Origin of the sequence: Paenibacillus sp. FSL K6-4396 (assembly GCF_038002525.1) — a bacterium.
GTDB classification, from domain to species: Bacteria; Bacillota; Bacilli; order Paenibacillales; family Paenibacillaceae; genus Paenibacillus; species Paenibacillus amylolyticus_B.
In genome coordinates this window covers 1,744,934-1,766,675 of the sequence record NZ_JBBOCR010000001.1, presented here as the reverse complement: position 1 = coordinate 1,766,675, position 21,742 = coordinate 1,744,934, and the positions used below count along the sequence as shown (strand labels likewise).

Annotated in this window: 24 protein-coding genes; 5 read left to right on the top strand and 19 right to left on the bottom strand. The window is 44.6% G+C overall.

Annotated features, from left to right (window positions below; genetic code table 11):
- Nucleotides 1-244 precede the first annotated feature (244 nt).
- Complete coding sequence (locus tag MHB85_RS07940) at nt 245-1,216, top strand: cation diffusion facilitator family transporter (RefSeq protein ID WP_192134469.1); 972 nt, start codon at nt 245-247, stop codon at nt 1,214-1,216.
- A 146-nt stretch (nt 1,217-1,362) separates the two neighbouring features.
- On the opposite strand, the gene MHB85_RS07935 is transcribed toward MHB85_RS07940, so the two are convergent.
- The 13 genes from MHB85_RS07935 to MHB85_RS07875 form a co-directional block, all read right to left on the bottom strand.
- Nucleotides 1,363-1,659: an SHOCT domain-containing protein gene (locus MHB85_RS07935; RefSeq protein ID WP_091015079.1), complete on the bottom strand. Its 297-nt coding sequence runs from the start codon at nt 1,657-1,659 to the stop codon at nt 1,363-1,365.
- A gap of 65 nt (nt 1,660-1,724) precedes the next feature.
- Complete coding sequence (locus MHB85_RS07930) at nt 1,725-2,108, bottom strand: hypothetical protein (protein WP_105597824.1); 384 nt, start codon at nt 2,106-2,108, stop codon at nt 1,725-1,727.
- 88 nt (nt 2,109-2,196) lie between these two features.
- Nucleotides 2,197-3,234 (bottom strand): hypothetical protein, encoded by a 1,038-nt coding sequence (locus MHB85_RS07925; protein WP_091015082.1) that lies wholly within the window; start codon nt 3,232-3,234, stop codon nt 2,197-2,199.
- Nucleotides 3,235-3,377: 143 nt separating this feature from the next.
- Nucleotides 3,378-3,761 carry a hypothetical protein gene (locus MHB85_RS07920; protein WP_091015083.1) on the bottom strand — a complete coding sequence of 128 codons (384 nt, stop codon included), beginning with the start codon at nt 3,759-3,761 and terminating at the stop codon, nt 3,378-3,380.
- Nucleotides 3,762-3,776: 15 nt separating this feature from the next.
- Nucleotides 3,777-4,343, bottom strand: a complete 567-nt coding sequence (locus MHB85_RS07915) for a MepB family protein (protein WP_192134465.1) — start codon at nt 4,341-4,343, stop codon at nt 3,777-3,779.
- Nucleotides 4,344-4,548: 205 nt separating this feature from the next.
- A complete protein-coding gene (locus MHB85_RS07910; RefSeq protein ID WP_192134463.1) occupies nt 4,549-5,022 on the bottom strand; it encodes an NUDIX domain-containing protein in 474 nt (157 codons plus the stop codon).
- Nucleotides 5,023-5,041: 19 nt separating this feature from the next.
- A complete protein-coding gene (locus MHB85_RS07905) occupies nt 5,042-5,590 on the bottom strand; it encodes an HAD-IIIA family hydrolase (protein WP_192134461.1) in 549 nt (182 codons plus the stop codon).
- 60 nt (nt 5,591-5,650) lie between these two features.
- Complete coding sequence (locus tag MHB85_RS07900; protein ID WP_091015091.1) at nt 5,651-5,866, bottom strand: hypothetical protein; 216 nt, start codon at nt 5,864-5,866, stop codon at nt 5,651-5,653.
- A gap of 329 nt (nt 5,867-6,195) precedes the next feature.
- The gene (locus MHB85_RS07895) at nt 6,196-6,894 is read right to left on the bottom strand and encodes a DUF4085 family protein (RefSeq protein WP_244661038.1); all 699 of its coding nucleotides are present in this window, start codon (nt 6,892-6,894) and stop codon (nt 6,196-6,198) included.
- 193 nt (nt 6,895-7,087) lie between these two features.
- Entirely contained in the window at nt 7,088-7,603 is a 516-nt protein-coding gene (locus tag MHB85_RS07890) for a hypothetical protein (RefSeq protein WP_192134459.1), read from the bottom strand.
- Between the two features lie 59 nt (nt 7,604-7,662).
- Entirely contained in the window at nt 7,663-8,109 is a 447-nt protein-coding gene (locus MHB85_RS07885; protein ID WP_341072752.1) for a hypothetical protein, read from the bottom strand.
- Nucleotides 8,110-8,112: 3 nt separating this feature from the next.
- Entirely contained in the window at nt 8,113-8,607 is a 495-nt protein-coding gene (locus MHB85_RS07880; protein WP_091015096.1) for an NUDIX hydrolase, read from the bottom strand.
- Nucleotides 8,604-9,002 carry a winged helix-turn-helix transcriptional regulator gene (locus MHB85_RS07875; RefSeq protein WP_091015098.1) on the bottom strand — a complete coding sequence of 133 codons (399 nt, stop codon included), beginning with the start codon at nt 9,000-9,002 and terminating at the stop codon, nt 8,604-8,606. Before MHB85_RS07875 ends, MHB85_RS07880 begins: the two co-directional genes overlap by 4 nt.
- Before the next feature lie 247 nt (nt 9,003-9,249).
- Here MHB85_RS07875 and MHB85_RS07870 point away from each other — a divergent pair, with 247 nt between their 5' ends.
- A complete protein-coding gene (locus MHB85_RS07870; RefSeq protein ID WP_091015100.1) occupies nt 9,250-9,837 on the top strand; it encodes an NAD(P)H oxidoreductase in 588 nt (195 codons plus the stop codon).
- Nucleotides 9,838-9,939: 102 nt separating this feature from the next.
- On the opposite strand, the gene MHB85_RS07865 is transcribed toward MHB85_RS07870, so the two are convergent.
- The 6 genes from MHB85_RS07865 to MHB85_RS07840 all read right to left on the bottom strand — a co-directional run bounded on the left by MHB85_RS07865 (nt 9,940) and on the right by MHB85_RS07840 (nt 15,744).
- Nucleotides 9,940-10,581 carry a FusB/FusC family EF-G-binding protein gene (locus tag MHB85_RS07865; protein WP_091015102.1) on the bottom strand — a complete coding sequence of 214 codons (642 nt, stop codon included), beginning with the start codon at nt 10,579-10,581 and terminating at the stop codon, nt 9,940-9,942.
- A gap of 297 nt (nt 10,582-10,878) precedes the next feature.
- On the bottom strand, nt 10,879-12,495 hold the full coding sequence (locus tag MHB85_RS07860) for a xylulokinase (RefSeq protein ID WP_341074209.1): 1,617 nt from the start codon (nt 12,493-12,495) through the stop codon (nt 10,879-10,881).
- A 119-nt stretch (nt 12,496-12,614) separates the two neighbouring features.
- The gene (locus MHB85_RS07855; RefSeq protein ID WP_341074208.1) at nt 12,615-13,004 is read right to left on the bottom strand and encodes a GNAT family N-acetyltransferase; all 390 of its coding nucleotides are present in this window, start codon (nt 13,002-13,004) and stop codon (nt 12,615-12,617) included.
- Between the two features lie 121 nt (nt 13,005-13,125).
- The gene (locus MHB85_RS07850; RefSeq protein ID WP_341072751.1) at nt 13,126-13,782 is read right to left on the bottom strand and encodes a hypothetical protein; all 657 of its coding nucleotides are present in this window, start codon (nt 13,780-13,782) and stop codon (nt 13,126-13,128) included.
- 215 nt (nt 13,783-13,997) lie between these two features.
- Nucleotides 13,998-14,870, bottom strand: coding sequence for a carbohydrate ABC transporter permease (locus MHB85_RS07845; RefSeq protein WP_091015104.1), 873 nt, complete (start codon nt 14,868-14,870; stop codon nt 13,998-14,000).
- A gap of 16 nt (nt 14,871-14,886) precedes the next feature.
- Nucleotides 14,887-15,744, bottom strand: a complete 858-nt coding sequence (locus MHB85_RS07840) for an ABC transporter permease (protein ID WP_179086446.1) — start codon at nt 15,742-15,744, stop codon at nt 14,887-14,889.
- 295 nt (nt 15,745-16,039) lie between these two features.
- Here MHB85_RS07840 and MHB85_RS07835 point away from each other — a divergent pair, with 295 nt between their 5' ends.
- From MHB85_RS07835 to MHB85_RS07825, 3 genes are all read left to right on the top strand, one after another.
- On the top strand, nt 16,040-17,830 hold the full coding sequence (locus MHB85_RS07835) for a sensor histidine kinase (RefSeq protein ID WP_341072750.1): 1,791 nt from the start codon (nt 16,040-16,042) through the stop codon (nt 17,828-17,830).
- Between the two features lie 423 nt (nt 17,831-18,253).
- On the top strand, nt 18,254-19,864 hold the full coding sequence (locus MHB85_RS07830; RefSeq protein WP_192134440.1) for a response regulator transcription factor: 1,611 nt from the start codon (nt 18,254-18,256) through the stop codon (nt 19,862-19,864).
- Between the two features lie 134 nt (nt 19,865-19,998).
- On the top strand, nt 19,999-21,678 hold the full coding sequence (locus tag MHB85_RS07825; protein WP_149846476.1) for an ABC transporter substrate-binding protein: 1,680 nt from the start codon (nt 19,999-20,001) through the stop codon (nt 21,676-21,678).
- Nucleotides 21,679-21,742 lie beyond the last annotated feature (64 nt).

The following is a 21,742-nucleotide window of genomic DNA, read 5'->3' as shown; positions in this document are numbered from 1 at the left end:
TGCACAGATGGTAGCACAAAAGCAATCTCATTCGCCAGCACGTGCACGGAGATACCTTGGTATGTTTACATTTCCTTAAATCTGGTTGACACTACTATGAGGCGCAACTATAATAAAACAATAACATATGAACAAACGCTCATATATTCATTTGTAGGTGATTAATCCTTGTTAGGGATCATTTATAGTCACACTAGAATTCATATTACATAACGGAGCCTCGCTCCAAAGGAGAGGATTTAATATGTCTGGACATCAACACAGTCATAACCATGGGCACAACCACGCTCACACCACCAATAACAAGAAAGTCCTGTTGTTTTCCTTCATTATTATTACCGTCTATATGATCGTTGAAGCCTTTGGCGGATTCATTACCAACAGCCTTGCTCTAATCTCGGATGCAGGTCATATGTTGTCCGATTCCATTGCACTCGGGATCGCTTTGCTGGCGTTCACGTTTGGTGAAAAAGCCGTGAATACTGGCAAAACGTACGGCTACAGACGATTCGAGATTCTAGCTGCCACGTTAAACGGAATTACATTAATCGCCATTGCACTCTACATTTTCTACGAAGCCATTGGTCGATTCATTAACCCGCCAGAAGTCGCAACCGTAGGTATGTTAATCATCAGCGTCATTGGATTGCTCGTCAATATTCTGGTGGCCTGGATCATGATGCGTGGTAGCGATACGGAGAATAATCTGAATATGCGCGGTGCTTATCTCCACGTCATTAGTGATATGCTCGGATCGGTTGGTGCCATTGCGGCAGCATTGCTCATGATGTTCTTTGGCTGGGGTTGGGCCGATCCACTGGCAAGTGTAATTGTCGCGGCACTCGTATTGCGTAGTGGGTTCTATGTCACCAAATCATCTCTGCATATCTTAATGGAAGGTACACCGGCCAATGTGGATGTGAATGAGCTGGTGCAGACCATCAAACAAGTGGATGGCGTCAAAGGCGTACACGATGTGCATGTCTGGTCCATTACCAGTAACCTGAACGCACTGACTGCTCATATCGTCGTAGATGGAACGATGGATGTTTATGCATCCGAGATCCTGGTTCAGAAGATTGAACATATGCTGGAGCATAAAGAAATTAAACACGTGACGCTTCAAGTGGAGTCCGAGAAACATCTGCATGACACCTCGGTACTATGTACGGTCAAAGGCGACGCACCAGATGCTCACGCACACCATCACCATTGAGATGGGTATAAATATATAATTGCTTCTAAATAAAAACAGGGCAGATTCCCCGGAATGGGAACGCCCTGTTTTTATTTTCCTAAGTTCAGCTTTTTGGTATGAGTAGAAAATGGAATAGCCTTTACCTTATCGCAGCAGACTCTGGGCTATTTGTATCTGGCGAGTAGCTTTTCTTTCTTTTGATCGAATTCATATTCTGAAATGATATTTTTTTCTTTTAATTCACCTAGCTGAAGCAGTTGTTCATGAACATTCACAGGGGTCTTTTTTCTCTTGCCAGATATCACTAGGGCTAGAATTGAGAAAAGCAGACCATATAGGACACCGAGAAGTCCCAAACCTGCCGCTACTTCCGCACCATCTTGCGAACCATCTAAAAAAACGACCATTAACAAAAAATTGAGTACGAACCCAATAAGGCTGACAATCGATAATGCTTTCAATGAATTTATTCCTCCTACTTGTTATGTATGTTTTTATTCAAAATCAGGAAAGGTCGGTCAGAAGACTAAACATTAACCTCGTCCCAGTTTGTTATGACGTATCCAAGCTGAAACAACAGGATGACAATATAACTGATGTTGATTCCCAGACTGGTCTTCACTCTCTTAGTCTGATCTAAGAATTCCTCTTTGTTCATTTTTCCGCGTTCCAGCTTGGACTTTATCTTTTGTTTTTCTTTCCATAACAGCATAAACTCGATTACACCAAATACACCCCATACCAACGTATATATCAGTAACACTGCATTAGCAACTGACAACAGCATAAGGGAACCTTCATCCAAACCTTTCTCCATTCCTAGTTTGAAGCTTACATTCACACTCAAGGTGAGAATGACTAATCCAAAACCTATAAAACTTAAATACGGTGTGAATCTGGAGCTTCGCATGTGCTCTTCCTTTCCGGAATTTCCATTTGTCTAGTGACTGTTTCATTCAAGATTGCAGATTCTAATGCAGCCTACATACTCAACTTCATTAATCTCCGCCACCACCACAAGATGAACAGCTGGATGAGCTGCAAGAAGAGTCAGAAGATGATCCCGAGGATGATCCGGATCCTCCCGAGGAACTACCACTATCAGTACATTGATCCGTATAACAGCTGGAACCGCTTGTGCAACCACTGCTTGACGAGGAACCAGAGACTGCCTTTTCTTGTGGAAGAATTTCCTGCTCCAGTCGGCCCATGTGTAGTCCATATGTCGCCTCATTATGCATGGAGTAATACACCATGGCGCTAGCCATGACGAGAGCTACATCGCTACCTCCGGAAGATGCTGGAGATAACTCTTCTTCACTTAGAGTTGCGGATCCACTTAATTTATCAATCAAGTAAGCAATCACCTGAGCAGCTTCAGGATCCTCTTGCATGCGTCTGGCATGAAACAATTCATTCACAAGTTTTGATTGATCACCCTGTGTAATCAGCTTCTGAACATCACTGGATAATGGGTAAGCGAAAAAATCACCCCAGATTGCAGCACTGTAGGGGGTGAATTCGAATAATTGACAGTACACCCAGTCAAACCATGCACGTGCTCCTGGCATTTCGCGGCGAGTGATTGCAGGTTCATGGTGTACCATGGAACCCATTAACTCTGCACAAAAGTCAGCGTAAGATTTCGTGAACATCAGCATCTCATGCCACAAATCATCTATCTCATCACTAAACATAGGCACCTGCTTAAGTAATGAAGCCATAATGAAGTATCGCTTAAGCTCTATTAGTTTCCACCGATACTCCAGCGTTTTCATGTGAGGATATTCCTGTTGAATTCGGATCTTGAGTTTGTTGGCAAAATGTTTATTGTAGCTCTTCTCCAACTGAAGAATGGTTTGTTGATAGGAAACTTCTTCTCGAAGTCCAAGATTCAATGGCACTTTTTTTCGTCTGTACGTAACTTTCGTCTGTTTCCTGCGTCTTCCTGCTGGACGGAAAGTCTTGAGCTTGCGTCGAATCAAATAGGCTATTACAACCAATAAAACTGCTGCAAGGTAGTAGTAGATCGGCATAATAAAACCGCTCCTCTCCGTTGATCTTCTCTATGTAAGGGTTAAACTATCAATAGTATAAATGAGGAACGGCAGTGATTCATAGAGCCCTTTGGCATAACATGCCAGGGCTCTAGTTTTGTAAATTTCGTTGTTGCCCATTGTTATGAAATGGCAATGATTATACTCGTTATCAGCATCAACAATGTTACAGGCGCCCAGATTCTTCGTTCCCATACACTTCTCGTAATCAGATTCAAAATCGTCCCAAGTACTAAATACGCGACGATAAACCAGATCGCTGTCTCTGCAAAAACAGACCACTGAGGCCAAAGCAATCCTGCTTTACTCAGAACAATGATCCCCATGAATGCCAAAATCGCAATCAGAACTATGCAGGAAAATCGCATGGAGATAGGGTATTTCCCGGGAAACTTCCCACCCATAGCATACTCGCCCCACGGCACACCTACCGCTAAAGCAACTTGAAAGAGAATCACGATTAGGATCAGGAAGGTAAATGCTATTGCTGACGTTAATACGATCATGAGCACGCTCCTAAATCATAGGTGATTATAATGGTTTATCATAAGTACCCGGGCTTGATCACAGTTCAATGGTTCAGTAAAAGGTACTTCCAGGAAGTATTCAAGCTGCCACTGCTGGGTTTTCTGAGCCTGGTTACTTGTTGGTTTGTCCCAAGGCGGATATACACGTATGGCGCGCTTGCCACCTTTGCCTTGATCCGATATGATATCTCGCTGTAACAATACATGTTTTGGAAATACAAATTGACCAAAGTTGCTACCTGTGCGCGTACTAATGACATACATATCTGCTGGATCTGATACATCATATGGCTGTGTCGATCCATCCTCACTCCGCTCCCACAGGGTAACAAATTGTCCAATCTTAGTTGGGGTGGTTTTGGCGATGCGAAATCGAATGGAGAGAGAATTTAAGGTGAATACATACGCCCCGTATTCAGCATTTTGTGCTTCTTCATGTGGTTGTGAGCAGATAAAGCCACACTTGTCATAGATAAGTTCTTTACTGGCAACTAAGTCGCCATGAAGTATATCAGGAGTAGTCCAAGCATTCGGACAATTCAAACTACTTTTGTTATCCAACTTGTGATATCTCTCCTGTCTTATATAGTCTGAACTAAGGCATTTGCGATAATTTCAGATATTTCTTCATTGATATGATGTATATTGAATAAGTTATTGATCTCATTTATCGTTGGATTGATTAACATATAGTTCCCTCATATAACTAGGATCTTGATTCATTTGGTAAACATGCGGCGAGGTTAGCTTCCAATTACACAGGGGGTTATCTTTCAAAATGGGCTCGTTCTTCTTGCTTGGAACTAAAAATATAATCCGGATACTGGTTTGCCATGGGTGGAAGCTGATCCTCGGGGAAAAATTGCAGATCCTTCATCTCTTCATTATCGGGCGTGAGTTGCCCCGACTTGATCCTGCATTCAAATACGATAGTCAAATATTCGACCTGATGACCGTTACTGTATGTAAACCGTCTTGCTTCACCTCCGTATACTCCGATAATCTTTTCGGGTTCAACGACCAGACCTGTCTCTTCCAGTGCCTCTCTCACCATCGCTTGCGCCGGTATTTCACCAAGCTCAATTGCTCCAGCAATGAGCCCCCAGGTTGATTCGTTATGTTTACGACCGAACAGAATCTCCCCTTCTCCATTCCGAATAATCCCAGCTACACCCGGCATAAAAATAAGCTCGTTGCCGATCTTGTCCCTCAGGTTTTTGTAATAGTCTGATATGCCCATACAGGTCTACCTCCTGTCTTTAATTAATGAATTCTCTTCTATGAATGATCCATTGTACGGCATCCCAAATATCTGCAGCGATATAATCAGGTTCAGTCTCCATCCATCTGTCTCTGAATTGGGTTAGTGAAGATTCCCCCCAGCCTGTTCTCACCATGATCTTGGTCGCTCCTACGGCATGGGCAGCAAGCATGTCTGTATCTCCCACATCTCCAATAACTATGCATTGGGATAAATCCAGACCGTGTTCCTCGGAAGCTTGCAGTAACATTCCGGGTTTCGGCTTTCGGCAACTGCATTCTTGCTCATGTGGACATATATAGGAGTGATCGAATCCATACTCGCGAAATTGCGCTTCAAAATCCTGAACACTTGCTTCTCCACGTGAGATTCGATATTGATTCGTAAACGCCAGTACCATAATTCCTTCTCGCTTCAAACACATAATGGCTTCTTGAGCTTTGGGGTATAAGCTGAAATCTCTCGGATGAATAAAATGTCCTGTACCACCGATGGTTCCATCTCTGTCTATAAAAACAGCTTGTACATTCCCATTTGGTTTCATCATGGTCTGTTCCTTTCCGAGGACATATTATTGTATCTCTCGCATCGATCTAAAATTAGTTCCCTATACTTTCTCATCGATAATATGCTTGCTATCATCTTGCTGCTTATGGTGTTGCTGTTTTTTGATTTCAGTTTTAAGATAGTGTACTTCTTTGATGAGTAGATCCAGCTTTTGGGATGTTTTGGATGAATCTACGGCATAACGTATAATTGCCGCAAAGATAAGAACCACAATAATACTTATCATTGAGATAATCAAAGCCCAGAAAAACTCCATATTTTTGCTCAACTCCTTGCTGTCAAAAAACTAAATTGTAAAACTCTTCTGAAAACCAAAACCATATCAACCCCAGGATCACCATAATGGTGCCTAGTACTTTTAATATTATTTCGATATGTTTAGGGATATCACTATGAGGTGGGTTATCTTCGAACTCCCAATTCGGTTAAATTTCTCGATATCTCATCAGAACAAATACTTTGTATAAAAGGTTAGGAAAAAAGTAACACGCAACGCCCACGATAAATACGGGAGTAGATAAATAACCAAAGGTGCTGGTGGTCCATTCCATCTCTATTCCCTCCATCCTCCTTTTGGACTCTCTCTCACTCTTCCTCTGCGAGAATGTCAGCACAGCGAACAATCAATTCAGGCATATTTTCTCCATCAAATAGAACATGAAGCTCATATCCATTATCGATCCGATACAGCTCCTGATACAACCAGTGAGTGCCTATAATCCCAACGTCTTGCTTGATGATTTCGGGTGCAACCAGCGTAAGTTTGTTTATATTGGTGAAGCCCCCGCGGGTGTCAAAACGAATGAGCACTTCATCCCCTGTCAGTAGCTCTGTTACAGTACAATCATGAAACTGAACCCGGTTACGAATTTCATCGGAAATACCCTGCGCTATAATAACTTCCCGGTATTCATTCGATACACGCTCCATCTCTCTCCTATTTTCTGCACTCAGTTTCTTTAGCTGTAGCATAACCTCTTTCGTACAGTAGCCCAACGTAAACACACGGATATCCGCAATTTGTTCAACGATTTCCTGTGGCAAATTCTCTGCCTTATATCGAAAATTCCATTCCATTGATTCTTTGTACTCTTCCTTGCATTTCTTCTCATCAAACGGAGGGCGTACATCATATTCTGCAATAAGTTTCTCGATATGCGCTCTTTGTTCCGGCGGCATGTGAAATACGATCTGATCCTCTTCTGTCACTTCTCCCTCACCGAAAGCTTTGTCTACGCGAGTGAGCACCTGTCCATCATGCTCCAGCATGAAACGTGGATCCATATTATATAGCTCTCGCTCCTGTTTCACATGCGCTTTTTGCTTTCTTTTATATAGCCTTAAAAATAGATTCTCATCGAACTCATACGCTCCTCTATGTACCCTCATCCCAAAATGAAGTCCTATTCGTTGACACAGCTCATACCATTCTTTCGTTAAATATCTCATATGCACCTCTTCTGCTGATTTTTAGAATCTACTTTGCGATTGAAGCGTAAAGCTTTTTTATTTGTGACGAGAAATTAGCTGCACCTGGAATATGTGTGCGTTTAAAAAACGCTGTTAATTGTTTAGGATGATTTTTGACCATATCATATTCAATGATGGTGTTAGCGATAACAGATCTCGTAAAACCTAATACCTCGACCACTTCAGTTCGATCTCCCGCATCAGGCTCCTCGCCTTCTGGAAATTCTCCATCTGGATCATCTTCCAATTGTTCACTGAATGTTAAACGAGCCAGAACATAAGACATGATGTGGTCCTTGTTTCCGTCCATCTGCTCCATAATCCACTGTATGCACTCTTCTTCGGTTGGAGCCGAGACGCCAAACCCTTCCAGCACATATTTCCGTTCTTTAAATGAATCCATCAGCAACGATGCTTCGAAACTGGCATGCTCGACAAATTGGACCTGAGGTTTAAGCTGAATAATTTCAGTTGTTACCTGTGTATACCAATCACTCGTTAGAAATTGCTCTATGGTTTGCATCGCTACGCCTCCCCTATCTTCAGCCTTAACAATCCCTTATACTCAACAGACGTACAGGTCTACGCCAAGGTTTGGAAAAATTTGTGTTTTATTTCTTTGTCGTTTCGCGCCGCCCATTCATGCACAGCTTCTACACCTGCGGAATCCTGACCTCGTCGAAAATAAAAGCACAGATCGATCGGCACTAAACGTTTACCATAGAGTTTGATGCCAATCCGTCTGTAATTCACATAAATACACTCAATCTGAGCTGTATCATATCTATGATTTCTCGTAGAAATCACATGATCTCTTTCCAGCGTAATACTGGGTTTAGTGAAAAATAAACGCCAGATCAGGAAAACGATATAACCGAGAATAAAGGTCAATATAACGATCAGGGAGTACTTCGAAATACCATTTTTACCGTACATACCATCCCTGAAAAGTATAGCTTCAATGACCAACATACATAGTAGGCTCAACCATGCTCTTGGATAAATCGTCTTGTATGTGATGAGTTCCACCTCCTAATCATTCTCTCCATAAATCCGAAGCCACTTGGAAGGGACTTTTCTGGCAAAATGCTTTTCAACAAAATCCAAAATGTCTTCAATTCCGGGCAATGCCGCATTTTCTTTGGCTTCGTCAAACGTCATCCATTGGTACTCGGTATGTTCATGATTTAACCGGACAACCTGGCTTTCATCCACGTATCCTACGAATACGGGAGCGGTATAGATATACTCTCCCATGGGTGAATAATATTGTTCGAATTGATTGGCAGAATACAACTGGACTTCCGTAATACCTGTTTCCTCGTGGGCTTCTCTGAGTGCAGCTTCCCATGCCTTCTCACCCTTTTCTATCCCGCCGCCAACATAACACCACTCGTTATGCAACATACGACCCGCCCGCTTTAGCATCAGTACACGGTATTGATCCAAGCTCTTCTTCAACAGAACTACAGCCACGCCTTCGCAACGATAGGGCACTGCCTGTTTCGCGTGCTCCTCACCATTCACCTTCCCGCCCCCTTCTCTTCGGAATCAAAGTCTTCCAGAACCTTAAACTTATCCCCGTGGATTTTGTCCAGATGATCTTCTCCCCAATAACACAAATGGTCCAGGGCAGGCTTAAGTCCCCAGCCGTAGTCCGTTAACTCATACTCCACTTTGGGAGGAACCTCCGAATATACCTTGCGCTGCACAATCTCGTCCTTTTCGAGACCTCTGAGCTGTGTTGTCAGCATCTTCTGCGTAATGTCCGGTATCAATCGTCGAAGCTCTGACGTGCGTTTCCGTCCAGTCATCAAGTGATAAATAATCAAAGGCTTCCACTTCCCACCCATCACTTCCAAGGCCGCTTCCACGCCTACTTTATATTTCTTTGGAGCACTTGTTTCTCCATGTTCCGTCATTTTTGAACCCCTCCATAATCAGGCTGTATCCTAGGTGAAAACATAATCTTCTTGCTTCTCTTTTTCCATTTATTCAAGCCCATTTCGGGGCCGCCATTTAGGGTACTTCAATGTTCCTATGGCACTTTATTCTTCTTATAGAACATCAAAGTGCGTACTTCCAGATGTTTTCATACCTGTTTATAATAGCATCAGCCATTGATTTATGGCTACAAGACCGTAATCCAGAAAGGTAGTGAAAGTTAAGATGAACGTACTCGTTGTCGTATCCCACCCGCGTAAAGATTCGTTGACCTTCCAGGTAGCTGAACGTTTTGCAAAAGGGCTTACCGAGGCTGGTCACGGTTATGAAATATTGGATTTGCATGGAATTGGATTCGACCCGATTCTTCGTGAGATGGATGAACCAGACTATACCCAAGAGAATCAAGTGTTCTCACCTGAGGTTGAAACCGAGATGAAGCGATTGAAGAAACACGATGCTGTGGTTTTTGTGTTTCCTCTCTGGTGGTGGCATCTGCCAGCCATGTTGAAGGGTTATGTGGATCGTGTCATGAACAACGGATTTGCCTACGGCGCGAACAAGCTCCCTCATCAGCAGATGTTGTGGATCGCTCTTTCGGGTGTGACGGAAGAACAGATGCATAAGCGCAACTATGGTCAATCAATCGCCAATCTGCTCAATGTGGGTATTGCCGATTATTGCGGCGTGTCCCAATCAAGGGTTGAGTTTTTATATGAAACGTTGGAATCCAAGCCTGAGCATTATGAGGCACTGCTGAACCATGCACATCACATGGGACTGAACTATGCCAACGACCCTTCGACGCTATAAAGGCATTATAGCGCTACATCGATACGACGCCTGACGCCGCAACTCCGCTTGAACACGGCAAAAAGGTCGCTCCGAAGAGCGACCCTGTCTGTGTGTCTTGCATTATTTTACGGTCGAGAGAAGGAACTTCTCCAACATAGTGATATCGGTAATACTATGGTTGCAAGCTGTGTTATCCATGCATACGTACTGGGCCACGGAAGAAATGTTGTCCGGCGTATAACTCTTGGTTTTCACGTTGAAAAATCCGAGCTCCTGATGGCGATGACAGAACATGCAATACCCTTTCTTGTTCGTGGCTGTAAGCCGTCCCTCAATTCCGAGGAATCTGCCTTCATGCGGATACACGATGAACAAGCGATCGGTAGCAATGTCGGTCCATCTCAGATAAGTTGTACGTGCATAATCGATGGATTCCAGATCCGGCACTTTGAGCTTCTTTACCTTGGGAAACAGCTTCTGAATCTGCTTCGCGGATACTTGCGGAAATGGAATCAGATATTCTTCCAGCTGGTTCAGATAGGTCTGCAACTCATGTGTCTTCTCATACGTGGATAACTGCTCCAGCAGTTGCTTTTGTTCCGGCGTCAGATCATCGAAGATGCCAACGGCATTCGTACTGACGGTATAACGGACCGTATCCAATACTTTGGGGTCCACGACCGAGCGTAGCGTTTTGAGCAGGAAATCAGCTTGTTTATGAATATAATTGAATTGATGATTATGAATAAATGGTGTTTGCATGGCTTTCAGCCCCTTATTTTTATTAGGAAAATAAAGTAAGGTGCAAAGCCTGCGGGATGAACCGTTATGTTGATATTGATTTCAGGGCAACAATCTCATTTTTGTCGCGCCCTACACAAAGTCCGCCCCTATTCAGGCTTTGCGTAAGGCTTTCTAGCGAACGAGCAATCCGGCATCATCCCTATTGCCACGTCATAACCCCCAATACGATAGATATAACGGAATTATAACAGGGTGGCATAGCGTAGGCAACGGGCTTCGTTCCAGTTTCCTCTTTTCAGGAAATATGATTACATCTCAGGCTTTCTTCCCATTTTCCACGAAATGATCTACTGCTGACTGCTCAATGGCCAGCCCTTCGGTGTAACGCTCCATGAACAAGGCAAATCCATTCACGTCCACACGATTCGGAACAACCTCTTGTCCTTGTGCATCTTTAAACACTTTAGTGGTAAGGTACTCCGCCAAACCCTCGTCCTGTTGCTTATTCACCATGTAGGAAGCCAAAATAGCCATTCCCCATGCGCCGCCTTCGCCCGCGGTAGACATGACCGAAACGGGAATATTCAGTGCGGAGGCACACATTTTTTGAGCGACAAGTGGGGTTTTGAACAATCCACCATGCGCCCATATGTGCTCAATCGTTACGTGCTCCTTCTGTGTGAGAATATCCAGTCCGAGCCTTAGTGCAGCAAACGCAGCAAATAGATGGACTCTCATGAAGTTTGCCAGATTGAAGCGACTCTCTGGAGAACGCACGAACAACGGACGACCTTTCGCAATTCCTGTAATGTTCTCCCCTGAATAGTAGCCGTAGCTCAGTAAGCCACCGCCATCCGAGTCAGCTTTCAGCGCTTCATTGAACAAGACGCTAAATAACTGATTCATATCGGGTTTCATCCCCATCGCCACATAAAATTCACGGAACAAGTCGACCCAGGCATTAATATCGCTGGAGCAGTTATTCGCAAGCACCATAGCCACAGGATTGCCATCAGGTGTAGTGACAATGTCAATCTCAGGGTATACCGCAGATACGTTTTTCTCTAATACAATCATGGCAAAAATCGATGTACCCACGGAAATGTTGCCCGTCCGTTTTTGGACACTATTCGTAGCAACCATGCCTGTTCCAGCATCGCCTTCCGGAGGGCAAAGTGGAATATGGGATCCCAACCTACCCGATGGATCTAACAGTCGCGCACCAGCTTCACTAAGATATCCGGCATGTTCACCGGCAGGGTACACTTTAGGTAAAATATCTATAAGATTCCACGCGTAGCCTCTGTCAGCAATTAAATCGTCAAACTTCTTCAACATAACTTCATGATATCCCCGTGTGGATTCATCCATTGGGAACATGCCTGAGGCATCCCCTATACCAATAGCTTTACTGCCAGTTAAGAGCCGATGTATGTAACCCGACAATGTCGTAATATAATTGATGTTCGTGACATGCTCTTCTCCGTTCAAAATCGCTTGATACAAATGTGCGATGCTCCAGCGCTCTGGAATTTTAAACTGGAATTTCTCGGTTAGCTCTGATGCAGCCTTCCCCGTTGTGGCATTACGCCATGTACGGAACGGAACCAATAACTCCCCTGCCTGATCAAGTGCAATGTAACCCTGCATCATAGCAGAACATCCGATTGATCCAATCTTTTGTATCGTTACACCATATTTTTCCTCAATCTCTTGCTGTAATTGATGATAGGTTTGTTGCAACCCATGAATCATATCATCCAAATGGTAAGTCCAGTAACCGCCAATCAATTGATTTTCCCATTCATAACTGCTGGAACAGATGGTTTTGAAATGGTAATCTATGAGTACAGCTTTGATTCGTGTGGATCCAAATTCAATGCCTAGCGAAGTTTCTCCCCTGAGTATTGCTTGTTTCAAGTTTTGATCCATCATCGTATTCATCCTCTCTGAATTTGAAATAGCTCGATTCGGGAATAGGTGATTTGAATAGCCCAAATCAAGGTGTAAATTTCATGAAGAAAGAGCAGGATTGGAGCTGTAACGGACAATTACAACGTTAATACCGCCTGTACTTCACCACATGCCAATATTTCACCGGTTTGAACAAAACCAAGAGAGTCATAAATTTTCTTCGCAGCTAGATTTTCAGGTTTGTAGGTGAGTTCTACAACTTTGGCTTTTCCACGTGGGAAAGTCCTCGCATACTCAATTGCTTTTACTACGATTTCTTTACCATATCCGTTACCTTGGTATCGCTGGTCAATCATCATCTTGAAGATGCCATAACTGCTATATTCAAAGTTGCCATCCCCGTCATCATAGTACATCGAAATAAAACCTACCATATTGTCTTCCTTATAGACTGCAAAAGTAATAATAATCTGCCCCTCATCTGAGGCAACGTACGCTTCAGCAAGTGCATGTTGGTTCGAGGATATGAATCTTTGTTGGTCTGGAGTGACTTTAAGTTCAATACATTCGATAAAATTATCCTAAGTTATTCTTCTAAATTCCATTTTGAATTCCCTCCTGCACTTGTCATCATTACTAGTTTCTTCTCTATCTAACTGCACTAGTAAAACTCGCTTTAAAAATAAGATCATACACATTGGTGTAAGAATCGTAATACTCAAGTGCCTGTTTTCTTTCTTCGTAAAACGACTTCAACCTCTCTGTGTCTCCAGTATCGACATAAGCGATTAACTCACGACTTGCTTTTTTGTATACTTCTACACTTTGTCTCGCAGGTGCAAAATCAAAGGAGTTATAGTCTAGCACGGGAGTAAAGTTCTCCGGTCGGATTCCCGCATTTGATTCAGCTTCCGCTATGAACTCGTGTAATTTCGAGAAATCTACCGGCTCTTCAAGCAGCACATTGCCCAAAATGTGAACCACTTCCTGATCCATCTTGTTGAATCGCGTTGTAAAGACATGATTAAACACATGCATCTCCATCAAATTTCTGGTGTATAGTAAATAGCTATTAACCAAATGAAGCGTTGAGTTTTTATACTCTACGGAGAATCTCGCACCTCGAAGAATATTAGCCGGGATATATACTCGGCCGTCTATCATTTTTGCTTCGGCTCCTGCCTGTGTTTTGAGTTCCTTTTCATTAAAAATCACGCTGATTTTCTTAGGTGCACTTGAAACGGTATGAGCCATGGAGCAGCTTAATAACGTTACAACAAGTGTAAACATCATCATCTTTTTCACTATGTACAACTCCTCGATAGGAATAATCAGGATATACTTGCATTTCACGTTTTTATCGTACCATTTTATTCAAATAAAGGTAATACACTACATATATGCAATGTTCTTTTTCCACACAAAGAAAGAGCCACCTCCCTGGCCTTCCCCAGTTCAGTGACTCCCTTTTCATAATACATTCATTTCAGTTAAGCAACACATGTTTACATTTACGGTCCCTACTCCTTAACAGCACCAACCACAATTCCCGTTACAAAGTACCGTTGCAGGAACGGATACACGAGCAGGATCGGAAGCGCGCTGATAAAGATCTGCGAAGCCCGAATCGTCCGTTGGGACAGGTTCTTCACCGCTTCTGGATCAAGTTTCGACATGTCCGCTTGTACGATGATCGTCTGCATGAACGTCGCGAGTGGCAGCTTTTCCGCATCACGGATGTAGATGATTCCGTCAAAGTATGCGTTCCAATGCCCAACCATCATGAAGAGTGAAACCGTTGCAATAACAGGTACGGAGACCGGCAGATAGATTTTGATAAACGTCTGAAAGTGCCCTGCTCCATCGATAAATGCAGCTTCCTCCAGATCCTTCGGAACGGTACGGAAGAAATTCAGCAACAGAATGATGTTGAACACCGCAACCAATCCCGGCAGGATCAAGGCCAGCAATGTATTCATTAGACCCAGCTTCAGGATCAGGATATACCCCGGAATGAGGCCACCGCTGAAAAGCATCGTGATGACAAAATACCACAGATAGATGTTACGAGCGCGGAACACCCGCGTCTCTTTGGAGAGTGCATAGGCTGCAATCGTATTGACGATTAACGCAAGCCCTGTACCCAGTACCGTCCGCTCCACGGATACCCACAAGGAGGAGAGGAAGTTGGTATTGGCAAATGTTTTTGCATACGCCTCCAATGTAAATCCAATCGGCCAGAACGTGACGAGACCAGCATTCGCAGGTGCAGATGCGCTAAGAGATACCATGAGCAAGTGATACAAAGGCAGCAAGCAGAGCAGTGAAAGCAGGGTCAGTAACACATTGTTGAATATGCTAAATATGCGGTAAGGCATCGTTTTATGATACATTCGTTCGTCCTCCTCTCTAGAAAATTCGGTATCCGGCGAATCGGTAAGCCAGTCGGTACGAGATCACAATCAGGATCAGGCTGATGACCGATTTGAACAGATTCACAGCGGTAGCGAAACTGAACTGCCCACTAAGCAGACCTTCTCTATACACAAACGTATCGATAATATCGCCTTGTTGGTAAATCAACGGGCTATATAAGTTAAAGATCTGGTCAAAGTTGGCGTTAAGCACATTCCCCAGTGCCAGGGTCGCGATGACGATCCCAATCGGAATAAGTGCCGGGATGGTAATATACATCGTTTGCTTCCAGCGTCCCGCTCCATCCACTTCAGCTGCTTCATAAAGTGCTGGGTTAATGCCGGACAACGCCGCGAGGAAGATGATCGTGTTGAATCCAAACTCTTTCCAGACGTCACTCGCAATAATCGTGAATCGGAACCAGCTGCCATCCCCCAGGAAGAAGATCGGCTTGATGCCGAATACCGAAACCAGGAACTGATTGACAATACCCGTCTGGGCCAGAATGTCGATCAGGATACCGGATAACGTTACCCAAGACAGAAAGTGTGGTAGATACACGAGCGTTTGAATCGTTCTTTTTAGCGCCATCTTCCGTACCTCGTTGAGCAATAAGGCGAAGACAAACGGAATGATTAGATTCATGACAATCTTCGTACAGGCAAAAAATAGCGTGTTCCACGTAATTTGCAGGAAGTAATCATTTTCCCACATGTACCTGAAGTGCTTTAGCCCTACCCATTCGGAATTGAAAAATCCCAAGGCAGGTTTATAATCCTGAAATGCCATCAAAATCCCGGACATCGGAATGTATGAAAATATAAAGACCATAATGGCCGCCGGCAACACCATGAAGTGCAGAATCCATGGCTGTTTGTAGCGTTTTTTTCTCTTTTTTTCCAGCTTGTTCCCAACGTTTGCCTGCGGGACCCGCTTACCCTCCAATTTAGCCTCCATAGCACTGCTCCTGTTCCCAAAAAAAGTTTTTGTGTGTGATGGGGTTCTCTGATATAAATAGTATCAAGCCATACTGAGGTCTGCTATATAACATTGTTAGGCTTGATAGTGTTTTGTTAGGGCCATCCTAGAAGAAGTTGTTTACACACGAATTAGAAGGAGACTTTTTATGTATATATGGAAGCGCTTCATGCCTTTTCAAAATAAAACCAGATCCCGATTCAGTCTATTCGCCAAAATAAATCTGTTAATTGTGGTCTTATTCATCCCCATTCTGATCATGTACACCTACTCCAACAACGTCACCTACGATGTCGTCAGCAAAGAATTACAGATCTCCAACACGAAACAGCTCACGTTCTTGTCCAGTCAGATCGACTCCCGTATCAATCAGATGATGGATTTCAGCCTGATTCTCTCCCGAGATCCGAATGTCAGAGCCTTCAACGGCCTGAACATGTGGGATGATCGATATGACCGGATGCAGACCCGTTATGTAATTCAGGAGAAGATGACGCTTCAGACGAGCGTTACCGATATATGGCCTACCCGATATGCGGTGTATTCACAGCAGAATGAGGATGTCATCGCCAACTACAACCGAACTACCGGATATGATGAGGCGTATTTGAAAAAAAATATGAGCGGACAATGGACCTATGGGGACCAAAGTGCCGAATCACAAGATGAGATGAAATCCTTCTATTGGTTCTTTACAGACTCCCTCGCCCAACCTGGAATGCTCACTGGAAGCAATCTGGTGATTGAAGCCAGCTTCAGCTATGAGAATATTCAGAATATGCTGGATACGTATAAAGCAGGCGGACAAGGCGATCCTTTCTTATATCACAAAGGAAATGAACCCATTCTGAATCGCAGCGCGGACAAGCAGTTATCCGCAGCACTTACTCAGTATCTGGATACGCACTCACCAGAGGATACCACACAGGACGTGGTCGAACTGAACGGAAAGAAATATCTGGTTAGCTCCGTGAAGTCCACCTATCTGGATTGGCATCTGGTTGACGTCATCCCGCTGTATCAGATTTTGAAACCCATCTCGCTCAGTCAGAATCTGTTCTACACCAGTATGATTTTGCTACTCGTTGTGGGCATCTCGGCTTCCATCCTGCTGTACCGGAATGTCCAGTATCCGATCAAACAGCTGATCAAAGGTTTACGCCGCGTAGAGCAGGGTGATTATTCTGTTCGACTGCATAGCAAAAACCAGAATGAATTCTCATTCCTGTTCCGCCGATTCAACGATATGTCCCATCAGATTCAGGATCTGATCGAGAATGTGTTCCATGAGAAGATTAGAGCCAGGGAAGCTACGCTGAAGCAATTACAGGCGCAGATCAATCCGCATTTCCTATATAATTGTCTTGGTTATATCATCAACATGGCTCAGATGAAGGACGAGCAAGCTGTCGTCTCCATGGCGCATAACCTAAGTGCGTATTATCGCTACACCACCCGTATGGAACGGGAGACGTCGTCGCTACAAGAAGAGATCAAGCTGCTGATCAACTATCTGGATATCCAGAAGCTGCGCAATGGTCGCATTGAGTATCACATCGATATCCCTGAGGATATGCTTGCCCAGTCGGTGCCACGATTAATGCTTCAACCGATGGTGGAGAATTCCGTCATACACGGTGTGGCGAAGTCCTATTCATCCGGGGAAATCCGAATTACCGGGGAGCGCTTGAATGGTTTTGGCAGAATATACATCGACGACGACGGCCCAGGCTTAAGCCCGGAACAGTACGAAGCGCTGAACTTGAAGATGCAGGAACCTTTACAAGAAGAAATGGGCTGCGGCCTTTGGAATACGCACCAACGAATCACGCACCTGTTCGGCAGTCACTCCTACCTCCTATTTGGCCCATCCCCGCTTGGCGGATTCCGAACCGAAATCATCTGGGAGATATCAAAAGAGGATACGGATTCCGATAAAGGTAGTACAGATACGAATTGATATGATACGAACGATAAGTTGATATTTGATTTTGAACGAACCATTTACACGTGAACGCGGAGGACAGAAAAAACCTGAAGAAACGAAGTGCTCGGAAGTGTTCTCTTGTGCGGCTTTTATTAAAAAGGCTGCACAAGAATCGCAGCCTTCGCCCCTATTACAAATTCAACCTTTATATAAGGCTCATTTTTAAAATAAAGGGTTAGACTTTACGTGAACCAAAGCGAAGGATTGAAGGGATTCTGTAGAAACGAAGTGTTCGCCTTTCAAGCATCATTTTAACCTTATAATCATCTAATTCAGAAAATGGGGCTTGAACAGCGATCGAAAGAACCCTTCAAATCCGTAGCGACCTCGTTCACAAGAAGCATCCATTGATTTTAACTTTTAAGACCTATATACCACCAAGGGAGACACTACAACATGCAAATGATGATCGTAGACGATGAAGCACACTGGGTCGATAACCTGTCCATGACCAAGCCCTGGCATACGCTGGGGATTGAGCATGTGCATAAAGCCTACTCGGCACACGAAGCACTACAAATGATCGACACCCACCCCATCGATATCGTGATCTCGGACATCCAGATGCCCGAAATGACAGGCATTGAACTAATCGAACGCATCCGCATCCGGGACAAAAAAATAAAGTGCATCCTGTTATCTGGGTATTCCGAATTCGAGTACGCCAAAAAAGCCATCCAGTTCGAAGCCGTAGACTATCTGCTGAAGCCGCCCACTGACGATGAACTAATGGGTGCTGTGCAGAAAGCCATCGATCAATTGAACAATGAATGGGAACTGGTCAGTTCACTGACACGAACGCAATTTACATTGCGAGAGAATCTCCCCCATTTGCGAGGACGACTGCTCCTTGGGGCTCTGCAGGGACAACGAATCGCCGCTGCCGAATGGGAGCGGAAGCTTGCCAATTACGATCTACCCTTTCACACAGGGGATGCCGCATTAATGTTGGTTCGTTTGGAAGAAGAATTCGGACACTATGACAGCAATGATCAGACCCTGATCGAATATGCGATCATCAACATGGCGGAAGAGATTATGGGTGAGTTTATGGAAGTGTGGGGCGTCAAGGAGGAGCACGGATATCTGGTGTTTTTGCTACAGTTGAAAGAACGGAAAGGTGATATTGGCAAAGAAACCATGCTGGAGAAGCTATCGATTCAGCTTCAATCCAAAGTAAAGCAGTTTCTGAAAGGCTCCCTCTCCATCGTTATCACTGAGTGGTTCACCTTCCCGGAACAGATTTACGATCGTTTCCGTCAGGCTTCGGCCTATTTCCGGCAGATCGTCGGCGACGAACGCGAATTTGTCATGCGCGTTAGCGATGTCGAGACACCTGCGGCGAAAGGCCCCTTGGATGTACTTTACACCCCGCCCACCTTCATTAGTCTATTGGAAAGCGGACAGTGGGATGCCGCCGAAGAGAAAATCCTCGCAGTCTGCGCAGAGCTGGATGAGAAATGGTCGGAATCCTGGGAACATTGCATGGAGGCAGGTTTTCTTATTACCGCTTCGTTCACCAACATCGCCCACCGGAACAAGCTCACTCTGACCACTTTAATGGGCAATGATGTCGAAGATTTGCAAAGTGGCGAAGTTTTCGCTACCATCAGCAAACTGCGGAAATGGTCGCTCAGCGTGCTAGGCAAACTCAAGGAAGGCACATCCAACGAGATCAAGGATATTCGTTCGGATTATGTGAGGAAGATTCAGGATTTTACAGATAAAAACCTGCATCTGGATGTATCTTTGCGCGTGCTCGCTGACCATGTCAATCTGCATCCGACCCACTTGTCCAAGATCTATAAAATCGAAACGGGCGAAGGTATCAGTGATTATATCTCGCGCCTGCGTATGGATCGGGCCTGTCACAAGCTGGTGACGACCACCAAAAAAGTATATGAAATCAGCATGGAGATTGGTTATATGGACCCGGCTTATTTTATCAAAGTGTTCAAGCGTCAATTCGGCGTTACGCCGCAAGAATACAGAGACCAGCACAAATAACATGACTGAAAGCTGTTCTTTTGGAACATTCACTAATAGAGTCCTATGGAAACTAACAAACTCATATAGATGCCCTCCCGCTCAAATTGGTACAGTTACATTGTAAAGATCATACACCGTAGGGGGATTGAACAATGATCAAATTTAAAACATGGTGGTCACTGCTCATGGTTATCGCGCTCATCACGATCACTGCGTGCGGCAGTGGCGAGACAGCCAGTGACAATGGTACCGATAATACGCCGGGAACTGTCGGCTCAGCGGAAGCAGAAGCTGCTTTTGCTAAAGGAAAATATGATCCACCCATCGAGTTCAGTTCGGTATTAATGCCGAAGAAATACGTGCAAGGAGATACCAAAGAAAATAACGTGCACGATCGCTGGATGCTCGAAACGCTGGGTATGAAGCATAAAGATACCTGGTATCCGGCCAATGACGATCAATACAGACAAAAGCTGCAACTGGCTATCGCCTCTGGCGAGAAGCTCCCTGATTTTGTCACCGTACCCACCAATGCGGTATTGACCAATCAACTGATCGACTCCGGTCAATTCATCGCCATCGATGAGTTGTTCGACAAGTACGCAAGCCAGACCCTGAAAGATCACGCAGCAGCACATCCTGAACTGTGGTATCCGTTCACCAAGGACGGCAAGAAATACAACATGCCGATCATGGAGTACACCGATAACGACGATACGCTGCTCTGGCTCCGCGAGGACTGGATGGAGAAGCTGAACTTGGAAGCGCCGAAAACCATCGCAGACCTTGAGAACATCATGGACAAATTCAAGAACGAAAACCCGGACGGTCTGTCTCCTGACAAAGTATTCCCGCTGGCAATCTCGCTGAAAAATAACACCAACACCTGGATGGGTCAGCTCGACTGGTTGTTCGGTGCATACGGTACAATTGAAGAGCAATGGAACAAAGACGCAAACGGCAACCTAGAGTACGGCTCCGTTAACCCGGGTGCCAAACAAGCCCTTGCCAAGCTGGCTGAATGGATGGATAAAGGTTATATCCACGCTGACTCCGCTCTGTGGGACGAAGGTAAATCCGCTGAAAGCTGGACAGCTGGCAAAGCGGGCATTCTGCCTGGCGCTAACTGGGTACCAGACTGGCCAGCACCTGACCTGCTGAAGAACGTACCTGGCTCTAAGTATAAAGCTTACCCTGTTCCAGCTGGCCCAGACGGCAAGATTGGTACGAAGTGGCAGAACTCTGGTGTCAACGCAAGTATCATGATCAACAAAGATGCGAAGCATCCAGAAGCCATCTTCCTGTATTACAACTACTTGCTGGATAACCTGGCTAACCCGAAAGCGGGCAGTGAGTATGAATACGGCTTCGCCAAAGGTTACGACTGGGATATCATTGACGGACAACCGACCAGTGACAAAGAGAAGATCAAAGACTTCTCCAACGAATTCCCTTTCCTGACCGGCCCAGCACGTATCCCGGATCTGTACATGAAAACACTCGTGAAGCTGGCCAACGGCGAGAAGCCTGAAACACCGTACGAGAAACAAATGGCCGAATTCCGTAAACCGGAAAACTGGTATGCAGGTAAAGTCGTCATGTCCCAGATCGATATCCGTAAACAAAACTATTTCACTGGCGCAGCCACACCAACCATGGTATCCAAATGGAACCTGCTCCGTCAGTCCGAGATGGAAACCTTCAACAAAATCATCTACGGCAATCTGCCAATTGATGCCTTTGACCAATTCGTTGCCAACTGGAAATCCAATGGCGGAGATCAGATCACTCAAGAAGTGAATGATTGGTTTAAGTCTGTAAGTGCGAATTAATATTTGGATTTTGGAAAAGTAGAGCGTTAAAAAACCAGCCGAAGCGTGTAATTTACCGCTTCGG

Excerpts from the sequence above, each read along its gene's own strand:
- MHB85_RS07940 (WP_192134469.1), top strand. The coding sequence starts at position 245 with ATGTCTGGACATCAACACAGTCATAACCATGGGCACAACCACGCTCAC.
- MHB85_RS07930 (WP_105597824.1), bottom strand. The coding sequence starts at position 2,108 with ATGCGAAGCTCCAGATTCACACCGTATTTAAGTTTTATAGGTTTTGGA.
- MHB85_RS07925 (WP_091015082.1), bottom strand. The coding sequence starts at position 3,234 with ATGCCGATCTACTACTACCTTGCAGCAGTTTTATTGGTTGTAATAGCC.
- MHB85_RS07920 (WP_091015083.1), bottom strand. The coding sequence starts at position 3,761 with ATGATCGTATTAACGTCAGCAATAGCATTTACCTTCCTGATCCTAATC.
- MHB85_RS07910 (WP_192134463.1), bottom strand. The coding sequence starts at position 5,022 with ATGGGCATATCAGACTATTACAAAAACCTGAGGGACAAGATCGGCAAC.
- MHB85_RS07905 (WP_192134461.1), bottom strand. The coding sequence starts at position 5,590 with ATGATGAAACCAAATGGGAATGTACAAGCTGTTTTTATAGACAGAGAT.
- MHB85_RS07900 (WP_091015091.1), bottom strand. The coding sequence starts at position 5,866 with ATGGAGTTTTTCTGGGCTTTGATTATCTCAATGATAAGTATTATTGTG.
- MHB85_RS07895 (WP_244661038.1), bottom strand. The coding sequence starts at position 6,894 with ATGGATCCACGTTTCATGCTGGAGCATGATGGACAGGTGCTCACTCGC.
- MHB85_RS07890 (WP_192134459.1), bottom strand. The coding sequence starts at position 7,603 with ATGCAAACCATAGAGCAATTTCTAACGAGTGATTGGTATACACAGGTA.
- MHB85_RS07875 (WP_091015098.1), bottom strand. The coding sequence starts at position 9,002 with ATGACGGAACATGGAGAAACAAGTGCTCCAAAGAAATATAAAGTAGGC.
- MHB85_RS07870 (WP_091015100.1), top strand. The coding sequence starts at position 9,250 with ATGAACGTACTCGTTGTCGTATCCCACCCGCGTAAAGATTCGTTGACC.
- MHB85_RS07865 (WP_091015102.1), bottom strand. The coding sequence starts at position 10,581 with ATGCAAACACCATTTATTCATAATCATCAATTCAATTATATTCATAAA.
- MHB85_RS07860 (WP_341074209.1), bottom strand. The coding sequence starts at position 12,495 with ATGGATCAAAACTTGAAACAAGCAATACTCAGGGGAGAAACTTCGCTA.
- MHB85_RS07845 (WP_091015104.1), bottom strand. The coding sequence starts at position 14,870 with ATGTATCATAAAACGATGCCTTACCGCATATTTAGCATATTCAACAAT.
- MHB85_RS07840 (WP_179086446.1), bottom strand. The coding sequence starts at position 15,744 with ATGGTGTTGCCGGCGGCCATTATGGTCTTTATATTTTCATACATTCCG.
- MHB85_RS07835 (WP_341072750.1), top strand. The coding sequence starts at position 16,040 with ATGCCTTTTCAAAATAAAACCAGATCCCGATTCAGTCTATTCGCCAAA.
- MHB85_RS07830 (WP_192134440.1), top strand. The coding sequence starts at position 18,254 with ATGCAAATGATGATCGTAGACGATGAAGCACACTGGGTCGATAACCTG.
- MHB85_RS07825 (WP_149846476.1), top strand. The coding sequence starts at position 19,999 with ATGATCAAATTTAAAACATGGTGGTCACTGCTCATGGTTATCGCGCTC.